The organism is Neisseria sp. HMSC15G01, assembly GCF_001808255.1.
GTDB classification, from domain to species: domain Bacteria; phylum Pseudomonadota; class Gammaproteobacteria; order Burkholderiales; family Neisseriaceae; genus Neisseria; species Neisseria subflava_A.
In genome coordinates this window covers 38,059-54,707 of the sequence record NZ_KV792657.1, presented here as the reverse complement: position 1 = coordinate 54,707, position 16,649 = coordinate 38,059, and the positions used below count along the sequence as shown (strand labels likewise).

The 16,649-nt window shown below is 48.7% G+C and carries 16 protein-coding genes; 7 read left to right on the top strand and 9 right to left on the bottom strand.

Going from position 1 to position 16,649, the window contains the following annotated elements; translation table 11 throughout:
• Positions 1 to 52: 52 nt before the first annotated feature.
• Positions 53 to 814 (bottom strand): OmpA family protein, encoded by a 762-nt coding sequence (locus tag HMPREF3139_RS02165; RefSeq protein ID WP_049336752.1) that lies wholly within the window; start codon positions 812 to 814, stop codon positions 53 to 55.
• Between the two features lie 442 nt (positions 815 to 1,256).
• Between HMPREF3139_RS02165 and HMPREF3139_RS02160 the strand changes: the two genes are divergently transcribed.
• Positions 1,257 to 2,207, top strand: coding sequence for a CysB family HTH-type transcriptional regulator (locus HMPREF3139_RS02160; RefSeq protein WP_070460167.1), 951 nt, complete (start codon positions 1,257 to 1,259; stop codon positions 2,205 to 2,207).
• 86 nt (positions 2,208 to 2,293) lie between these two features.
• On the opposite strand, the gene fnr is transcribed toward HMPREF3139_RS02160, so the two are convergent.
• Positions 2,294 to 3,028 (bottom strand): fumarate/nitrate reduction transcriptional regulator Fnr, encoded by a 735-nt coding sequence (gene fnr / locus HMPREF3139_RS02155; protein WP_039862092.1) that lies wholly within the window; start codon positions 3,026 to 3,028, stop codon positions 2,294 to 2,296.
• Between the two features lie 162 nt (positions 3,029 to 3,190).
• Between fnr and hemN the strand changes: the two genes are divergently transcribed.
• From hemN to HMPREF3139_RS02140, 3 genes are all read left to right on the top strand, one after another.
• On the top strand, positions 3,191 to 4,612 hold the full coding sequence (hemN, locus tag HMPREF3139_RS02150; protein WP_070460164.1) for an oxygen-independent coproporphyrinogen III oxidase: 1,422 nt from the start codon (positions 3,191 to 3,193) through the stop codon (positions 4,610 to 4,612).
• Between the two features lie 69 nt (positions 4,613 to 4,681).
• Entirely contained in the window at positions 4,682 to 4,927 is a 246-nt protein-coding gene (locus HMPREF3139_RS02145; protein WP_070460222.1) for a DUF1289 domain-containing protein, read from the top strand.
• Between the two features lie 38 nt (positions 4,928 to 4,965).
• A complete protein-coding gene (locus HMPREF3139_RS02140) occupies positions 4,966 to 5,952 on the top strand; it encodes a TraB/GumN family protein (protein WP_070460161.1) in 987 nt (328 codons plus the stop codon).
• A 98-nt stretch (positions 5,953 to 6,050) separates the two neighbouring features.
• Here HMPREF3139_RS02140 and argF read toward each other — a convergent pair whose 3' ends face one another.
• The 7 genes from argF to HMPREF3139_RS02105 all read right to left on the bottom strand — a co-directional run bounded on the left by argF (position 6,051) and on the right by HMPREF3139_RS02105 (position 11,814).
• Entirely contained in the window at positions 6,051 to 7,046 is a 996-nt protein-coding gene (argF, locus tag HMPREF3139_RS02135; RefSeq protein WP_070460158.1) for an ornithine carbamoyltransferase, read from the bottom strand.
• 136 nt (positions 7,047 to 7,182) lie between these two features.
• A complete protein-coding gene (locus HMPREF3139_RS02130; protein WP_070460155.1) occupies positions 7,183 to 7,938 on the bottom strand; it encodes a methylated-DNA--[protein]-cysteine S-methyltransferase in 756 nt (251 codons plus the stop codon).
• A 96-nt stretch (positions 7,939 to 8,034) separates the two neighbouring features.
• Positions 8,035 to 9,168 carry a succinyl-diaminopimelate desuccinylase gene (gene dapE / locus HMPREF3139_RS02125; RefSeq protein ID WP_070460152.1) on the bottom strand — a complete coding sequence of 378 codons (1,134 nt, stop codon included), beginning with the start codon at positions 9,166 to 9,168 and terminating at the stop codon, positions 8,035 to 8,037.
• Between the two features lie 112 nt (positions 9,169 to 9,280).
• Positions 9,281 to 9,901 (bottom strand): glucose-6-phosphate 1-dehydrogenase family protein, encoded by a 621-nt coding sequence (locus tag HMPREF3139_RS02120; protein WP_070460149.1) that lies wholly within the window; start codon positions 9,899 to 9,901, stop codon positions 9,281 to 9,283.
• A 34-nt stretch (positions 9,902 to 9,935) separates the two neighbouring features.
• Positions 9,936 to 10,445: a hemerythrin domain-containing protein gene (locus tag HMPREF3139_RS02115; RefSeq protein ID WP_070460146.1), complete on the bottom strand. Its 510-nt coding sequence runs from the start codon at positions 10,443 to 10,445 to the stop codon at positions 9,936 to 9,938.
• A gap of 85 nt (positions 10,446 to 10,530) precedes the next feature.
• Positions 10,531 to 11,100, bottom strand: a complete 570-nt coding sequence (gene azu, locus HMPREF3139_RS02110; RefSeq protein ID WP_070460143.1) for an azurin — start codon at positions 11,098 to 11,100, stop codon at positions 10,531 to 10,533.
• Positions 11,101 to 11,391: 291 nt separating this feature from the next.
• Positions 11,392 to 11,814 carry a DciA family protein gene (locus tag HMPREF3139_RS02105; protein ID WP_070460140.1) on the bottom strand — a complete coding sequence of 141 codons (423 nt, stop codon included), beginning with the start codon at positions 11,812 to 11,814 and terminating at the stop codon, positions 11,392 to 11,394.
• Positions 11,815 to 11,968: 154 nt separating this feature from the next.
• On the opposite strand from HMPREF3139_RS02105, the gene secA reads away from it, so the two are divergent.
• The 3 genes from secA to HMPREF3139_RS02090 all read left to right on the top strand — a co-directional run bounded on the left by secA (position 11,969) and on the right by HMPREF3139_RS02090 (position 16,510).
• On the top strand, positions 11,969 to 14,722 hold the full coding sequence (secA, locus tag HMPREF3139_RS02100; RefSeq protein WP_070460137.1) for a preprotein translocase subunit SecA: 2,754 nt from the start codon (positions 11,969 to 11,971) through the stop codon (positions 14,720 to 14,722).
• 132 nt (positions 14,723 to 14,854) lie between these two features.
• On the top strand, positions 14,855 to 15,955 hold the full coding sequence (gene aroC, locus HMPREF3139_RS02095; RefSeq protein WP_070460134.1) for a chorismate synthase: 1,101 nt from the start codon (positions 14,855 to 14,857) through the stop codon (positions 15,953 to 15,955).
• Positions 15,956 to 16,072: 117 nt separating this feature from the next.
• Entirely contained in the window at positions 16,073 to 16,510 is a 438-nt protein-coding gene (locus HMPREF3139_RS02090) for a ProQ/FINO family protein (RefSeq protein WP_070460131.1), read from the top strand.
• The last annotated feature ends 139 nt before the right edge of the window (positions 16,511 to 16,649 follow it).

The following is a 16,649-nucleotide window of genomic DNA, read 5'->3' as shown; positions in this document are numbered from 1 at the left end:
ATAAACCATAAAAAAATGCCCTGCAATATGCAGGGCATTTTTCACAAACCGATTAAGGTTTAGCGTAACCGTGAACGCCATTGTAAGGAGCTGGGATCCAACCTTCATCAGTAGCAGGCAATTCGCCTTGACCTTCGATAGTTTGGCCTGGAGCAACTTGACGAGTAACAACGCTGCGGATTTTAACATCAACGCGACGGTCAGGTTCGATACAAGCGATAAGGGCAGCACGTTTCTTAGCTTTAGAAACTTTTTTACCCAGTTTAGCAACTTCAGCTTCACAAGTAGCAGTCATTTGAGCTTGAGACTCGCCCAGACCTACTGCAGAGATTTTGCTAGAAGCAACGCCACGGCCTACCAAGTAGTTAGCAACTACGTTGGCACGACGCTCAGACAGAGCTTGGTTGTATTCTTCAGAACCCATGAAGTCAGTGTGACCTTCAACACGTACAGTTTGTACGCTGTCGTTGCTCAGGCGTTGAGCCAAAGAGTCCAAGTTTTCTTGAGCTTCAGGACGCAGGTTGTCTTTGTCGAAGCCGAACAGAGTTTTAGTAGACAGAGAAACAGTTTCATCAACATACTCAGGAGCTTGTTGTACAGGAGCAACTGCTTCGCGGTCACCACATTCAACACGGCCTTCGGTAGCTTTGTCGAAGTAGCTGTTTTTCCAGCATTCGCCGTAGTTGTTACGGACGATTTCTTGAGATTGGCTGCTTACGGTGTAACCGTGTTTGGTGTGCGCTTCGCTGGCCATAGCGGTGCCAGAGGCAACCAAGGCAACGAACAATGCGCTTAATTTCAGCTGTTTGGTCATTTTATTCCCTCATCAAATTGTTATGCGGCGGACTAGGAAAGCAACCGCTGCAAAGTACCAATATACAGGCCGCAGTATCAAAACAGCGGCAAATCGGATATATCAGGTTGCACTATAAAGAAGCGCAAGGCAAACTGTCAATACTCGATGCCTTCAAACAATCATGAAGTGCCTGCTTCCTAGTAGTTAATCATGCCGAAAAATCAATCTTGTGTCATTAATTTAGGGCAAAATCAGACAATTCACCTACCTAAAGTTGTACAAAAACAACAAAACCCCTTTCCCTCTTCTTTCCTGAATTTCCTGTTTTCATATCATTAAAAGATATTTTCATTAAAAACAACCATTTTCAAAACTCGGGGCAAAACTGGGCAAAATATGTTAAATTACATGCCGTTTGTCGCACAAAATCCACAATAACAACGTATTCGGTACTGCTACCATGAAACTGCAACAATTACGTTACGCCCTTGAAGTTTACCGGCACAATCTGAATGTCTCCGAGGCTGCCGATGCGCTTTTTACATCCCAGCCCGGCATTTCCAAACAAATCCGCCTGCTTGAAGAAGAATTGGGTATCCAAATTTTTATCCGCAGCGGCAAACGTGTGGTTTCCGTTTCGCAACCGGGCAAAGCCGTGTTAGATATTTCGGAACGAATTTTGCGTGATGTACAAAACATTAAAAATATCGGCAGCGAGTTTACCGATCACGACAGCGGCTCGCTGACCATCGCGACAACGCATACCCAGGCGCGTTATGCCTTGCCCACAATCGTTGCGGAATTTGTCAAAAACTACCCTAAAGTCAATTTGACCATCAAACAAGGCAGCCCTTCTGCCATTGCGCAAATGGTCAGCAGCGGCGAAGCGGATTTGGCAATTATTACCGAACGCATTGACGATCATCCCGAGTTGGGCAAACTGCCCTGCTATGAATGGAACCATGCCGTCATTGTTCCGCATGACCACCCTCTTTTGGACTGCCGCAATCCTTTAAGCCTTGAAGATTTGGCTTCTTTTCCGCTGGTTACTTACGAATTTGCTTTTAATTCCGGCAGCAGTATCGCGCGTACCTTTAATAAAGCGCATATCGAGCAACCTGATGTTGCCTTATCGGCTGCCGATACGGATGTATTGAAAACGTATGTACGCTTAGGCTTGGGCGTTGGTTTGATGGCCAAAATGGCGTACGATCCCGCGGTTGATCAAGATTTGCAGCTGATTGATGCGGCACACTTATTTGAACCGTCGCCCACTTGGATAGCCTTACGCTCGGATACTTACCTGCGCGGTTACGCGTATGACTTTATCCAGATGTTTGCACCGAAACTGACCAGAGAAGTAGTCGACCGCATTCTGTACACGCCGGTTGTTGAAGATTTTTCAATTTAAAATTTGACTATCACTTGCGCAACTTAACAATTATTCTTTAATTCTTGTTAAAAAGGCCGTCTGAAATATTTCAGACGGCCTCAGATTCAGATAGCGTGTGAACAACCGGAAACCATTTTCTTCAAAGTCGTCGCATCTAGGATTTTGATGTGCTTGTGTTCAACCGAAATCAAGCCTTCGTGATGGAATTTGGATAAGGTGCGGCTGACCGTTTCCAGTTTCAGCCCTAAATAGCTACCGATTTCCTCACGCGACATCCGCAAGATAAAATCATTGGCGGCAAAACCTCGTGAATAGAGACGCTGAGACAGATTGAGTAAAAATGCCGCCAATCGCTCTTCAGCGCGCATATTGCCCAAAAGCAGCATAACGCCCTGATCTCGAACAATTTCGCGACTCATCAAGCGGAAAAAGTGAGAGCGGAGGCTGGGAATATCCTGACCGAGTTCTTCAATATGTGTAAACGGAAGCTCGCATACCTCGCTGTCTTCCAAAGCCACAGCATCACAGCTGTGAATATGGGAACAAATCCCATCCATACCGATCAGCTCGCCCGACATAAAAAAGCCGGTTACCTGATCTCGTCCATCTTGGCTGGCGACTGTTGTCTTAAAGAAGCCCGCACGGATGGCAAACAAAGAGGTAAACGGCTCGCCGGCACGGAACAGGTATTCACCTTTTTTCAGACGGCGGCTTTGACGAATAACCGCATCTAATTGTGAAAATTCGTTAGGCATTAGTCCGACAGGCAAACACAGTTCTCGTAAAGAACATGTGGAACACAAGGTTTTCATTTGATGTGTTGCATTGTGTGTAGCCATAACGCACCTTTAATTTGCTTAATTCTCTCAACCCCTGATTAAGCCGAATAACTATTGACCCATGTCAAAGTCGGCATATCATTATGAGGCATTCTACCAAACTATCGAAATTTTGACTAAAATTTTCCCTAATTTCCTTACTTCATACTACAAGCCCCGACCATGAAAATCATCCCCATCTCAAATAACACCAACACAAACAATGAATTACCGGAATTTGATCGTGAATTAATTGCCAGTTTGCCATCAAGCGGTCCACGTTATACATCCTATCCGACCGCCGACCGCTTCCATGAAGGCTTTAAAGAAGCCGAATATATCCAAGCTTTAAACCTGCGCAACATGGGTGCGCTCAACAAACCCCTTTCGCTCTACATCCACATTCCCTTCTGCAATACCATCTGCTATTACTGCGGCTGCAATAAAATCATTACCAAAGACAAAAGCCGTGCCGATGCCTATATCCAATATCTGGAAAAAGAAATGGAGTTGCTGGCACCTCATTTAGGCGGAAGACACCAGCTCGCACAGCTCCACTTCGGTGGCGGTACGCCCACATTCCTGAGCGATGACCAACTCGAACGCGTCTTCGACATGATTCGTAAATACTTCCAGCTGATTCCCAACGGCGAATACTCCATCGAAATCGACCCGCGTAAAGTCAGCCGTGAAACCGTCCTCAAATTGGGCAAACTCGGTTTCAACCGCATGAGTGTCGGTATTCAAGACTTTGACCCTAAAGTACAGGAAGCCGTCAACCGCATTCAAAGCTACGAAGAAACCAAAGAAGTGATTGATGCCGCGCGTGAAGCCGGGTTTAAATCGGTCAGCGTCGATTTGATTTACGGCTTGCCGCACCAAAACACCGAAAGCATCAAAACCACCATCGATACAGTCTTATCCCTCGATCCCGACCGCCTTGCCCTCTACCACTACGCCCACCTGCCGCATATCTTCAAACCGCAACGCCGTATCGACACCAATGTCGTACCCGGCAGTGAAGAAAAACTCGATATGCTGCAATATTGCGTCCAAACCCTGACTGAGCGAGGCTACGTTTTCATCGGCATGGACCACTTTGCCAAACCTGACGACGAGCTCTCCATCGCACTCAAAGAAGGTTTCCTGCAACGAAATTTCCAAGGTTATTCCACCTATGCCGACTGCGACTTGGTGGCGATCGGCATGTCCTCTATCGGCAAAATCGGCAGCACCTACTCCCAAAACGAGCGCGATATCGATGCCTATTACGCCGCACTCGACGCCGGACACCTGCCGATTATGCGCGGCTACCAGCTCAATCAAGACGACATTTTGCGCCGCAACATCATTCAGGATTTGATGTGCCGCTTCTCGCTCGACTATCGGATTTACGAAAGCGTGTTCGGCATTCCGTTTAGCCGTTATTTTGCAGCGGAACTGGAAGATATGAAGCAACTGGAAACCCTCGGCCTGGTCCACCTCAAACCGCACGGCCTGACCGTTACGCCGAAGGGCCGTTTCCTGATCCGCAACATCGCCATGGTGTTCGACTACCATTTACGCCATAAAGAAACCAAAGCCAAATACTCGCAAACCGTATAAACACTTAGGCCGTCTGAACATATGTGCTATATTTCAGACGGCCTTTTTTCACATCAAAAGCAACACAAAATGGATCAACCCGATTTCTTCCCCATTCCCAGCCCCTGCATCGGCGTTTGCGAAGCCAATGCCAAAGGTTATTGCAAAGGCTGCCTGCGCAGCCGGGAAGAGCGCTTGTACTGGCTCCAGATGACCGATAGCCAAAAACATCAAGTCATGCACCTTCTATCCCTCAGGAAGGCCAAAATCCGCAACCGCAAACTGGAAAAAACCGAAACGGGCGAACATCCGGTTCAAAACCTGCTCGATTTCTAAATTGCCCTTGCCGACCGCACACCACAATAAGGAAAAACATGAAAAAACTGCTTGCCTGCCTGCTTGTACCATTGACCGCCCTTGCCCTGGGCGCCTGCAAACCCGCCGCAACTTCATCCGACAACAAACCCGCCGAACTCAACTGGCAGCAGCCTAAACTCACCAGCAATGTTTGGAAAATCAGCAAAGAAGGCCAACCCGATTCCTACCTGCTCGGCACCATCCATATGGGACGAACCAATCAAACCTTGTCTTCCGATGCAGTCAAACTGTTGCAATCCACCGCCCAACTGACGACAGAAGTTGACGCATTGCCGGACAGCAGCCCGGAAACGGCAAAAATGTATCAAAAATACTTCAAGGAAGTCATGAGTACCGAACCACTCAGCCGTAAGCTCGGCAAAGCAGATTTCCGTCTTTTACAAGAAATCTATTCGCAAAATGAAGAAAGCCGACCCATCACCCAAATTGCCGACAAACTCCATCCGTGGGCGGCATTCATTTTTGCCGGCAGTACATTTCCCCGAGGGTATAGCGCAGAAACCGGTGCAGATATGTTGCTGACCAACGCGGCCGCCGACATCAATAAGCTGCGTGGTTCATTAGAAAGTTTGGACGATGTTACCGCGATCTTCAAAGCTCAGCCTGAAGAAACCATGCTCAACTTTCTGAAAGCCAGTATTAAAACCTATAAAGAAGAAACCGAAGATGTCAAAAAACTCCATCAAGCCTATTCAGACGGCCGCTTTGAAGAACTCATCCCACTTTTGGAAGAAACCGAACAACGCACCCTCAAACTTGTTGATACCAAATACGCCAAAGCTATGTCCGATTGGCTGAAAAACGACCTTCTGATCCGTCGCAACTTGGCATGGCTGCCTGAAATCCGCAAGCAATCTGCCAAACAAAGTACCCTCTTTGCTGTCGGCATTGCCCATTTACCCAGCGAAAAAGGTCTAATCGAACTACTGCGTAAAGAAGGCTATCAAGTAACACCCGAACCCAAAGTCCTGATTTGGCAATAAATCCAATCAAACGACAAGGCCGTCTGAAAGTCTTTCTTTCAGACGGCCTTTATTTAATCTCTATTAAATGAAGCAGTAAGCAATATTGAGCGTAACAATCAATCGCCCAATGCCGCCACCATCACCGCTTTAATCGTGTGCATCCGGTTTTCTGCCTGATCAAACACGATGCTGGCTTCGCTTTCAAAAACTTCTTCCGTTACTTCCACACCATTCAGGCCGAATGTCTCATAAATCCATTCGCCGACTTTGGTTTCGCGATTATGGAAAGCAGGCAGACAGTGCATAAATTTAACTTGCGGATTTTCCGCCGCGGCCATTAATTCGGGCGTAACTCGGTAATCTTTCAGCAAATCGATACGTTCCTGCCACGCCTCTTTAGGCTCACCCATGCTGACCCACACATCGGTATGGATAAAATCCACGCCTTTCACGGCTTCTTTCACATTCTCCGTCAACAGAATCCGTCCGCCGGTCTCTTTGGCAACAGCCTGCACCGTCTCGATAATGTTTTCAGACGGCCACAAACTTTTCGGCGCACCGATACGCACATCCATGCCCAGTTTCGCAGCCAACACCAGCAACGAATTGGCCATGTTGTAACGCGCATCGCCGACATAGGCAAACGCAATCTGGTTCAAAGGCTTGTCGCTATGCTCGCGCATCGTCAGCGCATCAGCGAGCATTTGAGTCGGGTGAAACTCGTTGGTCAAACCATTGAACACAGGCACGCCTGCATACTTGGCCAGCTCTTCCACCACATCCTGTCCAAAGCCGCGATACTCGATACCGTCAAACATCCGCCCTAAAACACGCGCCGTATCCTTAATGCTTTCCTTATGCCCGATTTGGCTGGCAGACGGCTCCAGATAAGTTACCCCTGCCCCTTGATCACGCGCAGCCACTTCAAACGCGCAACGGGTGCGGGTTGATGTTTTCTCGAAAATCAGGGCAATGTTTTTTCCCTGCATCCGCTGCACCTCGCACCCTGCTTTTTTAGCGGCCTTCAATTCGGCGGCAAGGTCGAGATAGGTAGTGATTTCTTCCGGCGTAAAATCCAAAAGTTTTAAAAAATGGCGGTTTTTCAGGCTCATGTCTTATTTCTCTTTTTCTAGCGTGGGGGTTGCCCAACATTTTTCTCCATGCAGATTTTTCCGGGCTTCCCCGACCTTCTGCTGCTCAATTTTTCAGAATGCGAAGCCTGCCCGAAGCGCGGCTCCTTATCCTCTATCAAAACAAGGCCGTCTGAACTTCACCTCGCTCCAAGGCAAGCAACGATTGTTTGCGGTTCAAACCGCCTGCGTAGCCGGTCAGCTTGCCATCGCTGCCGATGACACGGTGGCAGGGAATCAGGATAGACACCTTGTTCTGCCCGTTTGCAGCGGCAACGGCACGAATGGCTTTAGGATTACCCAACTGTTGCGCCTGCTCCTTATAACTGCGCGTTTCGCCGTAAGGAATGGTCAGCAGCGCATTCCACACCTGCTGCTGAAAGGCTGTACCTATCGTTTCCAAAGGTGTCGCAAAAACTTTCAGACGGCCTTGGAAGTATAAATCCAATTCTTGACGCAAAAGTTGCGTTTGCTCATTTTCTTGGAAAATAAACTGTCCGTTCAAAGCTTTTTGGACAGCCATGATTTCCTGTTCCATATGTTTCTGCCCGACAAATTCCAGCAGACACAAACCCTTACTGCCGAACACCGCCAACATCTCACCCAACGGCGTGGCAACCGCGGCCGCAGTCAGTTCGTTCGGACTATCAGGATAACGCGCTTCCAACAGACGGATGGCTCGGCGGATACGGACATATTCTTCGGGCGTGCAGCCGATACGGTCGATAAAATCCTGCTCGAACTGCTTGGCTTCGTGTTCCGTAAGACGCTCGTGCAGCAAGGCTTCGAGAGTAACGGGAAAGTCAGTTTCCAACTGCTCTCGGATTTCATTCCACCTTGATGGAAGGTCGTTTAAAGAAGGCAGAGTAATCATATTTTGCCTTGTCCAATTATCGATAACTTAAACGAAAACAAAAAGAGCAAAAGAATCATATCGCCCTATCGTTTTTCAAAGCCTATACGGCCTTTTTCACTTAAACAAACGTTTCAACATACCTTCATATACTGCCGACAGCTTCGGAATATCTTCCAAACGTACGTTTTCGTTGATTTGGTGGATGGTCGCGTTAGACGGGCCTAATTCGATGAGTTCTTTGGCAATGGCTTTGATGAAGCGTCCATCCGAAGTACCGCCGGTAGTGGACAATTCGGCCTCAACGCCACAAATCTCGGCAATGGCTTCGCGCGCCACATCGGTCAGTTTTCCGGCCTGAGTTAAAAACGGTTGGCCGGAACAAGACCACTGCAAATCATATTGCACGCAGTGTTTGTCCAAAATGGCGTGGACGCGTTGTTTCAGTCCTTCTTCGGTGGACTCGGTAGAAAAGCGGAAATTGAATTTGACGTTCAGCTCGCCCGGAATAACATTGGTCGCGCCTGTACCGCCGTTGATATTGGAAATTTGGAAACTGGTCGGTGGAAAGTATTCGTTGCCCTCGTCCCAGACTTCTTGTGTCAGCTCTAACAAGGCCGGGGCAAAAGTATGCACGGGATTGATTGCCAAATGCGGATAGGCAATATGGCCTTGCTTGCCTTTGACGGTCAGATTGCCCGACAGCGAGCCGCGGCGGCCGTTTTTCAACATATCGCCTAATTTATCCACGGCAGTCGGTTCACCGACGATACAGTAATCAATCAACTCGCCGCGCGCTTTCAACACATCGACGACTTTGGTCGTACCGTCCAGCGCATCACCCTCTTCGTCCGAAGTAATCAGGAGCGCGATGCTGCCTTGATGATTGGGATTTTCGGCAACGAATCGCTCGCAGGCGGTAACAAAACAGGCAATGCTGGTTTTCATATCCGCCGCGCCGCGGCCATACAGACGGCCTTCACGCTCGGTCGGTTCAAACGGTGGCGAATCCCATTTTTCAACAGGGCCTGTCGGCACGACGTCGGTATGTCCGGCAAAGCAGAACACCGGAGCCTGAGTACCGCGTCGCAACCAAACATTTTTGGTGTCGCCAAAATAAAGCTCTTCTACGGCAAAACCGATTTTTTGCAGACGTTCGGCCAGTAGTTGTTGGCAGTTTTGGTCATCCGGCGTAACGGACGGGCGGGAAATCAGCGCTTTGGCAAGCTCTAAGGATTGAGTTTCGGTCATATTTGCTCACTTTGAGAAACAGGCCGTCTGAAACGTTCTGAATATAATTTTCAGACGGCCTTGAGTTTATTTGAAGATACTGAATGGGCAGTCTGCCTTTCGGTATTCTGAGTTATTTTCCATGACAAGCTTCATACAGCGGCAGTAAGTCTTCCACTGTTTCCACTATCCATTTCGCGACATCCTGCTTGCCTAAATCATCGCGTTCGATGTGTTTCCCGATGCAGAAGAAATCTTTGTCGTCTCGAAGCTTTCTATCGCCGTCGCTTTGTTGGGAGACGGTACGATAATCATCATATTCGCTTTCCGCACCGTGCCACATATCGAATGAAGCGTATTTTTCAGTATCAAAATTATCCAGCCAGCGGTTGTAATCAGGCAGCGCAATTGGGGAAACATCGGCTTTATAGCAATGCCAATCCAAGCTGACGCTCAGGCGGCGACGGTTGAGCAAAATCGATAAAATCGCTGCGGAATTTTTATATTGTTCGTATTTGAAATAGGCAAAGAAATGAGCGCGGACCTGCCAGCCGTTACACCAGCGTTCGATATGCGGCGGCGCGAACGGCGCACCCAATTCAGCGGCAACCTGCTGGATCAGCTGCTGCCATACCTGCCAGTTTTCTTTATAGTCTGCCTTGATTTGCGGAATGCTTTCAGGCTGGTATTTTTTAAGCTGGGAAAACTGGAAAAAAGGGATATTGAACAAATTGCAACTTTTTGGGGTCAGCATAGTGTATTCCTTGAGACGATTGTTTCAGACGGCCTTATTTGCGGCGGCGTGCGGCCATAATTTCGCCGATTTCGGTCAATTTTTCTTTGGGGATAAAGGTTTTGCCCATATCAAACAGCGGCTCTTCAATCGCCAGATGGATATCATATCCTGCGACAAAACGCGTGAATGCTTCGGCATCAGGGATATAGGCGTTGTCTGCTTCAAGCTTGGCAAATTCAGCCGCTACGCCGTCCCAGTTGCTATGCAGGCTGACATGTTGGCGCAACAGCTCGTCAACGCTTTCTTGTGCTTGCGGCGCGTATTGCAACAAAAGCGGAAAGAAGTTTTCTTCTTCATCTTCATGGTGCAACGGTGCGGCAATATTGAAATACTGGGCAATTTGGCGGATGGTTTGCAAAACGACTTGATTGCAGCCGTTTTCGGCAATATAGTCCGACAACATGGCAACCTGATTGCAGAAACGGCGCACTTTGCCGTGGCAGGCGTACAGCATTTCAATGGGTTCGGCAAAAGTAACGCTTTTGGTTTCAAACGGATTCATAGGATTTATTCTTAAATTAATGTTTCCAGATTATAACAAAACAGCCTGCGCAAGGCAGGCTGTCTGTTTTCGAACTTGAGGCGGATTAGTCAACCAAAGTAACTTTACCGTTCATCAAAGCACCGTGACCTGGGAAGGTACAAGCGAATTTGTATTCGCCGTCAGCCAGTTTGGCAGGATCCAGAGTCAAAGAAGATTCTTCGCCGCCACCGATCAGTTTGGTGTGGGCAACAACGCGTGCATCATCAGGTTTAACGTAGTCAGTGTCAGCTGCGCCAACGCCATCTTTGAAAATACCGTCCATGTCTTCAGTTTTACCGATAACAATGTTGTGACCCATGCTGGCTTTAGGTTGGGTACCGGTGTGTTTCAGGGTGATGGTGAATTCTTTACAAGCTTTGCTTACTTGGATTTCTTTAGTGTTGAACTGCATAGCGTCGTTGGCTTCAACAGTAGTCGCGCAGTTGCCGGCAGCAGGAGCAGCGGCAGCGTCGGCTGGAGCGGCTTCAGAAGCAGGAGCTGCATCAGCAGGTGCAGTAGTTTCTGCAGGGGCAGCTTCGGAAGCAGCAGGGGCTTCAGCAGGTTTTGCAGCTTCTTGAGAGCATGCAGCCAAGCCGATAACGGCAGCGGAAATCAGAGCCAGATAAGCTTTCATTGATGTATCTCCTAATGATGAGAGTTTTGTTAAGTTCTATTAATAGCACCACACGAATATATTAATAAAAGGCAAACGCCAAACTAAAATTTATCCGCATAGCGTGATGTGAAATTCAGGCGTTATTTTGCTACAAACTTCACACGAAATCAAAGTTTCAAGCCAAGTTTACATCAGTTTACCTAAAAGAAAACAGATACTTTCTAGGTCGTATTTCTTTAGTATTAGATGCTATCATCCGAATGAAATAAGTTTTAACATTTATTAACAATAATCTCATCTGACATAATTTTAACGGCTGTGCTTGCGTACCAATTCTGCCAATGCCGCCGCCAATTCGGGATGTTTGCCTTCCAATTTGGCTGCCGCCTCGTCAAAACTGTCTAAAGCTGCCTCGCTCAATCGCAAACTATTGGTTTTCGGCTGAGTCGGAGGCTTGGGGACTACCCTGACCACCACTTCCCTTACCCCTGCATGCAATGCTTGCAACTTGGGCAACATGGCAGGCAGGATCATCTTCAAACGCGAAGCAGCCATATTGTTGGCGGCAAGCAAGACCAATCTTCCGTCTTCTACGCAGGCCGTCTGAAAATGCAGATGCAGGTTGGCCGGCAAAACCGTTTTGATTTTTGCATCCAATTTCCGCCATTGTTGCGATTGTTGCAACAAGCCCGCCAATAAATGATCGCGCTTGCCTAATTGTGCTAAATCCATATATTTCAGACGGCCTCTCAGTAAATTAACCAAACAATTACAATTGAAATACAGCAAAACCGCCTTTATTTCAAACAGCATTACCGCGTTATACAAGCGCTTGTGTTAAAATCCCAATTTCGCCCACTATTATATCAAGGCGCAGGAATTATTCATGCTGACAAACATTGCTAAGAAAATCTTCGGCAGCCGCAACGACCGCCTGCTGAAACAATATCGTAAATCCGTTGCCAAAATCAACGCGCTTGAGAAACAAATGCAGGCCTTGAGCGATGCAGAACTGCAAGCTAAAACAGCCGAATTCAAACAACGTCTCGCCGATGGACAAAGCCTGGACGACATCTTGGTCGAAGCCTTTGCCGTCTGCCGCGAAGCATCGAGCCGTGTATTGGGCATGCGCCACTTTGATGTACAGCTGATCGGCGGTATGGTCCTGCACAACGGCAAAATCGCCGAAATGCGTACCGGTGAAGGTAAAACTCTGGTGGCCACCCTTGCCGTTTATCTGAATGCATTGTCAGGAAAAGGCGTACACGTCGTTACCGTAAACGACTACCTCGCCTCCCGTGACGCGAGCATTATGGAGCCGTTGTACAACTTCTTAGGCTTGAGCGTCGGCGTGATCGTCGCCGATTTGCAACCTTTTGAACGCCAAACTGCTTATGGTGCCGACATTACTTACGGTACAAACAACGAGTTCGGTTTCGACTACCTGCGCGACAATATGGTGACCGACCAATACGACAAAGTTCAACGTGAATTGAACTTTGCCGTTGTCGACGAAGTGGACTCCATTCTGATTGACGAAGCGCGTACGCCGCTGATTATTTCCGGCCAGGCGGATGACAACATCCAGCTCTACCGTGTAATGAACGCTGTTCCTGCCCACCTTATCCGCCAAGAAACCGAAGAAGGCGAAGGCGATTACTGGGTAGATGAAAAAGCACACCAAGTCATCCTGAGCGAAGCCGGTCACGAACACGCCGAGCAAATCCTGACCCAAATGGGCTTATTGCAGGAAAACGATTCGCTCTACTCTGCCGCCAATATTTCCCTGATGCACCACCTCATGGTGGCATTGCGCGCACACACCCTGTTCCACAAAGACCAACATTACGTCATTCAAGACGGCGAAATCGTGATTGTGGACGAATTTACAGGCCGTCTGATGGCCGGCCGCCGCTGGTCCGAAGGCTTGCACCAAGCTGTTGAAGCTAAAGAAGGCGTAGAAATCAAACGCGAAAACCAAACGCTTGCATCTATTACCTTCCAAAACTACTTCCGCCTGTACAGCAAACTGTCCGGTATGACTGGTACGGCCGACACCGAAGCCTTCGAGTTCCAAAGCATTTACAACCTCGAAACCGTCATCATCCCGACCAACCGTCCTGTACAACGTAAAGACTTCAACGACCAAATCTTCCGCTCAGCCGAAGAAAAATTTGAAGCCGTTGTCAAAGACATCGCCGAATGCCATAAAAACGGCCAACCGGTTTTGGTCGGCACAACCAGCATCGAAAACTCCGAACTGGTTTCTGACTTATTACATAAAGCAGGTCTGCCGCATAACGTTCTGAACGCCAAAGAACACGAGCGCGAGGCATTAATTGTCGCTCAAGCCGGTAAAGTCGGCGCGATTACCGTTGCCACCAACATGGCCGGCCGCGGTACCGATATTGTCTTGGGCGGCAACCTCAAACATCAAATCGAAGCCATCCATGCCGATGAAACCTTGAGCGAACAGCAAAAACAAGCGCAAATTTCAGCCCTTGAAAGCGGTTGGCAAGCTGAACACGACCAAGTTGTGGCCGCAGGCGGTTTGCACATTATCGGTACAGAACGCCATGAAAGCCGCCGTATCGACAACCAGTTGCGCGGTCGTGCGGGCCGTCAGGGCGACCCCGGCTCCAGCCGTTTCTATCTGTCGTTTGAAGACCCATTATTGCGCCTGTTTGCACTCGACCGTGCCGCTGCCATCCTCAACCGTCTGGCACCTGAACGCGGCGTTGCCATCGAACACGGCCTGCTGACCCGTCAAATCGAAGGCGCGCAACGTAAAGTCGAAGGCCGCAACTTCGATATGCGTAAACAGGTTTTGGAATACGATGACGTTGCCAACGACCAACGTAAAGTGATTTACCATCAACGTAACGAAATCCTGACCAGCAAAGACGTCAGCGATTTGACCCGCGAAATCCGCGCCGACGTTATCAGCGACTTGGTTGATTACCACATCCCGCCTGACAGCATGGAAGAGCAATGGGACATTCCGGCACTGGAGCACCAACTTGCCGCCGATTTCCGCCTGCATGTCGATATTAAAGGCTGGCTGAAAGAAGACAGCACTTTGGACAACCAAGACATTAAAGAGCGCCTCATCAAACGCATCGAAGACGAATATGCCGAGAAAGTCGAATTGGTCGGCAAACAGGCCATGTCTGACTTCGAACGCAATGTTATGCTGCAAGTTATCGACAACCAATGGCGCGAACACCTCGCCGCTATGGACTACCTGCGCCAAGGCATCCACCTGCGCAGCTATGCTCAGAAAAATCCGAAACAGGAATACAAACGCGAAGCTTTCGCCATGTTTGAAAATCTGTGGCGCGGTATCAAACAAAACATTGCCGCTTTGCTGACCGCCGTTCAAATCGAGCGCAACAGCGAATACGACCATACTGCCGCACAAAGCGTCAGCGATGTTCAAACCGTCCACTCCGATGCGCCTGATATGGAAGAATTGCTAGGTCAATCGCAAACCGATTTGGTTACCGAAGCATTCGATCCTGACGGCACAGACTTCAGCCCTGAAGCGCTTGCACAAAATGGCCTGATTGTTCACCGCAACGATCCTTGCCCTTGCGGCAGCGGCCTGAAATACAAACAGTGCCACGGTAAATTAAACTAAGCAGTCATCTCAAAAGGCCGTCTGAATAAGTGTAAAAACGAAATCAAAGATTCTCGTTTCACCGTTCAGACGGCCTGAGAATTATCCAAATAAGCAAAAAATTTCCAAACCCAATTTCAAAAGAGTATCCCTATGGCAGGCAATACCTTCGGACAAATCTTTACCGTTACCACTTTCGGCGAAAGCCACGGCGCAGGCTTGGGCTGCATCATTGACGGCTGCCCGCCCGGATTAGAATTGAGCGAAGCGGATATCCAATTTGACCTTGACCGTCGCAAACCCGGCACCAGCCGCCACGTTACCCAACGCCGCGAAGCCGACCAAGTCGAAATCCTCTCCGGCGTATTCGAAGGCAAAACCACCGGTACCCCCATCGCCCTCCTGATCCGCAATACCGACCAACGCAGCAAAGACTATGGCAATATCGCCACCAGTTTTCGTCCCGGACACGCCGATTACACCTACTGGCACAAATACGGTACACGCGACTATCGCGGCGGCGGTAGAAGTTCCGCCCGCGAAACCGCTGCCCGCGTTGCAGCCGGAGCAGTTGCAAAAAAATGGCTGAAAGAAAAATTCGGCACGGAAATTACCGCTTACGTTACCCAAGTCGGTGAAAAAGAAATCCAGTTTGAAGGTTACAAATATATTTCCCAAAATCCTTTTTTTGCAGCAAACCAAAGCCAAATTGAAGACTTGGAAAACTATATGGACAGCGTGCGCAAATCATTGGATTCTGTCGGCGCAAAACTTCATATCGAAGCAGCCAACGTCCCTGTTGGCTTGGGCGAACCGGTTTTTGACCGCCTCGATGCAGAAATTGCCTATGCCATGATGGGCATCAATGCTGTCAAAGGCGTGGAAATCGGTGCAGGTTTTAATAGCGTAACGCAACGTGGCAGCGAACACGGTGACGAGCTCACGCCACAAGGCTTTCTATCCAACCACTCAGGCGGCATCTTGGGCGGCATCAGCACCGGACAAGACATTCATGTAAATATTGCCATCAAACCCACCAGCTCCATCGCCACACCGCGCCGGAGCATTGATATAGAGGGCAACCCTGTCGAGCTTGCCACACACGGCCGCCACGACCCCTGCGTCGGATTACGCGCTGCTCCGATTGCAGAAGCCATGCTGGCATTGGTATTGATTGACCACGCCTTACGCCATCGTGCGCAAAATGCCGATGTTCAGGTTAATACACCAGACATTGCCAAATTGGAAAAATAACCGTTTATTTCTGAATATTCTCAGAAAAATTTAGCCAAATCCCAGTCTTTATACTACAATAGCACCTTATTGCCGTATGACGAAAATACGGATTTATATTAGAGGAATACAACCGCAATGGCACAAGAAACCGCTTTGGGCGCTGCGCTGAAATCTGCCGTCCAAACTATGAGCAAGAAAAAACAGACAGACATGATTGCCGACCACATTTACGGCAAATATGATGTATTCAAACGATTCAAACCGTTGGCCGTCGGTATCGACCAAGACTTGGTTGCCGCCCTGCCCCAATACGACCCAGCACTGATTGCACGCGTACTGGCCAACCACTGCCGCCGTCCGCGCTATCTGAAAGCCCTGGCTCGCGGCGGCAAACGTTTTGACTTGAACAACCGCTTCAAAGGCGAAGTCAGTACAGAAGAACAAACCATTGCCCAACAGCACCCAGCCGTTCAACAGGCATTGGCTGCACAAGCCGAACGTCAAGCCGCTAAGGCTACTACAGAAGCAGAAGTAGCTCCTACTCAAGCCGAGACCAACGAAGCTGCTGAATAATGTTCAGACGGCCGTAAAGGCTTACACTAAATAGAAAAACCCCAATTCAATACGACACTTAAACGTCGATGAATTGGGGCTTTTTTATTACCTTAACCTTATAGCAGACTAATTAAAAATAGCTTTGTTTATCCTCACT